Raw genomic sequence first — 4,678 nt, forward strand, 5'->3', positions numbered from 1 at the left:
GTATTATAAATATTAAAAGTTGCTATAACGCATGATGAGAAACGATAAACTTCTATCTGTAATAATAAATTACGTTTTTATCGATAAAGTAGCCCAGAGTTCATTATAGCGCGTTTTAGAGGGTGATTTACGGGTAATCTTGTCTTGATTTTTAAAAATGATTGGATTTAACGATTATTAATTTCTGATAGATGTTTTTTGCTGTTCAAAATCATTCGGTTTCGGATATCATCTAAAACACCCGTACAGAAATAGGTAAATTATGTTCCGTACAGGTGTTTTAATTCGTACATCAATTTCGGTCAGTTATTTGACGGCTTCTTTCAAAGTCTTACCCGCTTTAAAAATTGGTACTTTTGCAGCAGCAATTTTAAGTGTCTCGCCCGTTTTAGGATTACGTCCATCTCTGGCGGCACGTTGCTTAACCTGAAAACTGCCAAAACCAACTAGCTGTATGTCATCTCCCACCTTTAGAGTTTTTGTCACGGTTTCAATGAAAGCGTTCAGCGCCTTTTCTGAATCTTTTTTGGTTAAGTCGGCTTTTTCAGCAATTTGATTGATGAGTTCGGTTTTGTTCATGGTGTGCCTGAATTAGTGGATACCTTAATCCCAGTGATGCTAGCTGAAGCAACTCAATAGTGCAATGTTTCAAGGCTAATTAACTCAAAAAAATCTTTTAAATTAAAATCCGGGCCCCTCGCCGCAAGTCTGTGACCGAGCGGAGCAAGTGAGCAGACGAGGAAGCGGAATATCATCTGTAGTCAAAAAGAAATACGGTCACTCAGTAGTTCAGTCGCATAGCTAGGCGACTTTAAAATGATTACAAGTAATTACTCTATATCAGTAAATTTATATTCGAGAAAAGCATATATTTTTGTAATCAAAATTAAGACGTTTAGCTATATCTTACAAAATGGAGTGATTATTTTAATTGTAAAAACTCTCAGTTTCTTAATGGTTATATTGCATTAAACAAAAAACATTTATCAAGTGGTGTTCAGTGTTATTGATATCTTACATATTATAGATTTTAGACGTTAAAGATTAGCATACATTCAACACATCAAGTCTTTGCGTAATTAGTTAAAAAATTACCATAAATATAATTTTCTTTATTAGAAGGCTAGATTTATTTGGTTAAATTTTTTCAAAAGATAAAGTGTATTGTTCAAGCCAACGCATTAATAAAGTCAAAATGCCATTCACGCATAAATAGATAATTCCCGCTGCAATAAAAACATCAACATTATAAGCTTGGCCAAAAATTTGTTGGCTATACCCCATAATTTCTAATAGCGTTATGGTGCTTGCTAGTGAAGTGCTTTTAAAGATAAGGATCACCTCATTAGAATAGGATGAAAGTGCACGTTTAAGCGCGTAAGGCAAAATAATTCTTAAGGTTTGGTAATTTGACATACCTAACGCCTGACAAGATTGCCAGCTAGCTTTAGGAATTGCTTTTACTGCACCATGAAATAATAAGGTGGAATAGGCGGCGCTATTAAGCGCTAACGCTAACAGGGCAGAAACCCATGGAGTAGAAATCAATGCCCATAATGCAGGGTGCTCTTTTAGTGCGGGAAATTGACCGGGTCCATAGTAAATCAGAAAAAATTGAACCAGCAAAGGAGTGCTGGTAAATAGCGTAATATAGCCTTGAATAATAGCTGAAAAAATCGCTTTTTTTGACGATAAAATAATAGTCAAAAATAGTGCTAAAAAAAAGGCAATCAGTAATGCGCATAATGTTAATGATAGACTGGTTGGTAAGCCTGGCAGCAATGACATGATTAAATCGATCATTTTGCGACTCCCCGTTCAAACTGAGTTGTGCGTAATTCAATGCGGCGTAAAATAAATTGACTTACCAGGGTGATAACCAGGTAGATTAATGCCACAATTAAGTACCAAGTAAAAGGTTCCTGAGTACGATTGACAATCGTTTTGGTTTGCAACATCAAGTCATTTATGCTAATCAGCGAAACCAATGCAGTATCTTTTAGCAATACCAGCCATTGATTGCCTAAGCCAGGTAATGCATGACGCCACATTTGGGGCATAATAAGCCGTAGGAAAGCAATATTTCGATTGAGACCCAATGCATGAGCTGATTGCCATTGGCCGGATGGTATCGCTTTTAGGGCGCCTCTTAAGCTTTGCGATGCATAGGCGGCATAGAGTAGAGCAAGAGCAACAACACCACAAAAAAAAGGGATAAAATCGAATTCACTATTTTGTGGGAAGAACCATTTAGGATCAACTTGCCAGGTTGTTTGCCAGAAAATGAAATTAATATTAATGCCGTCACCTAACAACATAATAAATTGTAATGTGCCATAGTAAACGAACAGTACAACTAATAATTCAGGTAATCCGCGAATTAAAGTCACCCAGCAAGAACCGAGCAAGGCTAAAGGCCGCCAGCGAGCAGATTCCCAAGCAGTAAATAACAGGGCTAACAATAGCCCTACTATCAAAGCGATACCAGCAAGAGTAATCGTCAAACCGGCGGCATTTATTAGAAACAACAGATTATTCATCACGATAATCGACTATTTTTGCAACCATTTTTGGTAGATAGCATCATAGGTATCATCTTGTTTTAATTGTGCCATCGCTTTATTTAATTTATCTAGCAGCGCTTTGTTTCCTTTGCGTACCGCAATACCCAGACCCACACCAAAATAATTAGCATCTGTTATTTTTTCACCCACGGCGGCAAGGTTTTCGTTACCTTTTGTTTTTAACCATTCCGTTGTAACAGCGGTATCTCCAAACACAGCATCTATACGGCCATTTTGTAAATCGAGGATAGCAGTTTGGTAATTATCATACGGGACAGCTTGCATCTCTTTATGCTGTTGGCTGATATATTTTTGATGGGTGGTTCCATTTTGCACGCCAACTTTTTTACCTTTTAATAATGATATTTTATTAATTTTATTTTTTACTGCGATAAATGTTGCTGAGTTATTATAATAACTATCAATAAAATCAACTTGTTTTTGTCGCTCTGGGGTAATATCAATTCCAGCCATCAAAGCATCAAACCGACGCATTTTCAAACTGGGGATTAAGCTATCAAAAGATTGATGAGTAAATGTACAGTTGGCATTGAGTTTTTTACATATAGCATTAGCCAGATCAATATCAAAACCAACAATGTTATTATTGGCATCAATTGATTCGAATGGGGCATATGTTGCTTCAGTTGCAAAGCGTATTGTCTCTTTTGGTGAGGCTAGTACTGATATGAATAGGCTGGATAAGATAATAGCTAATAATGATTTTTTCATTACGTTATTCTCATTGAGATGAATGGGATAGATAATTTTCCAAGCCTTGAGTTTGTGGTCTAGTGAAACGATCAATATCGCCTTGCTCCACAATTACTCCTTTTTCCATATAAACTATCTTGCTCGCTGTTTTACGGGCAAAATCAATTTCATGAGTAACTATCAGTTGGGTGATGCCCGTTTTTGATAATTCCTTTATAATATTAACTACTTGGCTTGTAATTTCAGGATCGAGAGCGGCTGTTGGCTCATCAAATAACAGAATTTCAGGCTCCATCATTAATGCTCTGGCAATTGCCACTCGCTGTTGCTGACCTCCAGAAAGATGCAATGGGAAACGATTAGCACATTCGGTTAACCGTAAACGATGCAATAAATTTGCTGCTTTTTCTTTAGCTGCTGCCTTAGTTAAACCTAATACTAAACAAGGCGCTTCAATTAGATTTTCCATTACGGTCAAATGTGGCCATAAGTTATATTGTTGAAATACCATCCCCACTTTTTGTCTTAACGTTCTAATTTCATTTTTTTTGGTTTGGCGTGAAAAATCAAAATGGTACCCAGCAATGTTCAGTTGGCCTGAACGGGGCATCTCTAGTAAATTGAACACACGTAATAATGAGCTTTTTCCAGCACCGCTTCGGCCAAGTAATACCATCGTTTCACCCGTTTCACATGTCAAATTGATATTGTGTAGGGCTTGCTCTTCACCATAAAAACAATTAATTTGTTTTAATTGAATACTCATGCTAAAAATCTAAATAAATAAACAAGTTAAACAATGATAATCTTAATGGAATAGTTATGCAATATGTAATTTCTGCAAATAGACTAATATTGATATTTTATAAGGCGTTTTGGCTTTATTAAGGTAATTTTTATTATTTTTTATGCATTATTAATGTAATGCAATTTTATTAATTTTTTAGCCATGCCCCCTTAAATATAAAACGATGAATTAGGCTCATGATTAGCCAATACATTAGTCCTGAAAAACCGGCAGCATGCAACCATGCTCTGACATCTAACGTTCGATATTTGCCATAATCCTTGATGGTAAAAGTTAAACGCCCTAGTCCCGGTGCTTTCATACCAAATAATAGAGTTAATTGATGTGCGGTAATAGAGTTAATTGATGTCCGGGTTTGATATTAATCACTTTCCAGCTATTGATCATGTCGCCTAAATATAGCTAAGCGACTTAATTTTGATTACACCATATTGAGTGCGAACAAAATATCTGTGTCGCATCCGAGCGCTCTTTTTTTTACATTTAGCTTGTTCCCATTTATGTTCAATTGGATTAAGATCTGGCGAATAGGTAGGCAAATATTCCACCATATGCCCCGCATCGATGATGACTTATTGAATACTCTGTTTCT

7 protein-coding genes and 1 pseudogene are annotated in these 4,678 nt (G+C 36.2%); 1 reads left to right on the forward strand and 7 read right to left on the reverse strand.

Annotation, left to right across the window (positions count from 1 at the left end):
• Nucleotides 1-306: 306 nt before the first annotated feature.
• The gene (locus ARSQ2_RS10100) at nucleotides 307-579 is read right to left on the reverse strand and encodes an HU family DNA-binding protein (RefSeq protein WP_181995221.1); all 273 of its coding nucleotides are present in this window, start codon (nucleotides 577-579) and stop codon (nucleotides 307-309) included.
• Between the two features lie 237 nt (nucleotides 580-816).
• Between ARSQ2_RS10100 and ARSQ2_RS10105 the strand changes: the two genes are divergently transcribed.
• On the forward strand, nucleotides 817-972 hold the full coding sequence (locus ARSQ2_RS10105) for a hypothetical protein (protein WP_181995222.1): 156 nt from the start codon (nucleotides 817-819) through the stop codon (nucleotides 970-972).
• 165 nt (nucleotides 973-1,137) lie between these two features.
• Here the strand turns inward: ARSQ2_RS10105 and artM are convergent, their stop codons facing one another.
• The 6 genes and pseudogenes from artM to ARSQ2_RS12025 all read right to left on the reverse strand — a co-directional run bounded on the left by artM (nucleotide 1,138) and on the right by ARSQ2_RS12025 (nucleotide 4,637).
• Complete coding sequence (artM, locus tag ARSQ2_RS10110) at nucleotides 1,138-1,803, reverse strand: arginine ABC transporter permease ArtM (protein ID WP_181995223.1); 666 nt, start codon at nucleotides 1,801-1,803, stop codon at nucleotides 1,138-1,140.
• Entirely contained in the window at nucleotides 1,800-2,540 is a 741-nt protein-coding gene (artQ, locus tag ARSQ2_RS10115; RefSeq protein WP_181995225.1) for an arginine ABC transporter permease ArtQ, read from the reverse strand. The genes artM and artQ overlap by 4 nt, the downstream gene beginning before the upstream one ends.
• A 12-nt stretch (nucleotides 2,541-2,552) precedes the next feature.
• Complete coding sequence (gene artJ, locus ARSQ2_RS10120; protein ID WP_181995226.1) at nucleotides 2,553-3,296, reverse strand: arginine ABC transporter substrate-binding protein; 744 nt, start codon at nucleotides 3,294-3,296, stop codon at nucleotides 2,553-2,555.
• 10 nt (nucleotides 3,297-3,306) lie between these two features.
• A complete protein-coding gene (gene artP, locus ARSQ2_RS10125; RefSeq protein ID WP_181995224.1) occupies nucleotides 3,307-4,044 on the reverse strand; it encodes an arginine ABC transporter ATP-binding protein ArtP in 738 nt (245 codons plus the stop codon).
• A 169-nt stretch (nucleotides 4,045-4,213) separates the two neighbouring features.
• A pseudogene (locus tag ARSQ2_RS13195) lies at nucleotides 4,214-4,488 on the reverse strand (DUF2867 domain-containing protein); the annotation flags it as partial.
• Complete coding sequence (locus ARSQ2_RS12025) at nucleotides 4,479-4,637, reverse strand: transposase (RefSeq protein ID WP_202880417.1); 159 nt, start codon at nucleotides 4,635-4,637, stop codon at nucleotides 4,479-4,481. The pseudogene ARSQ2_RS13195 and the gene ARSQ2_RS12025, both read right to left, overlap by 10 nt.
• Nucleotides 4,638-4,678 lie beyond the last annotated feature (41 nt).

Origin of the sequence: Arsenophonus endosymbiont of Bemisia tabaci Q2 (genome assembly GCF_902713415.1) — a bacterium.
Classification (GTDB): Bacteria; Pseudomonadota; Gammaproteobacteria; order Enterobacterales; family Enterobacteriaceae; genus Arsenophonus.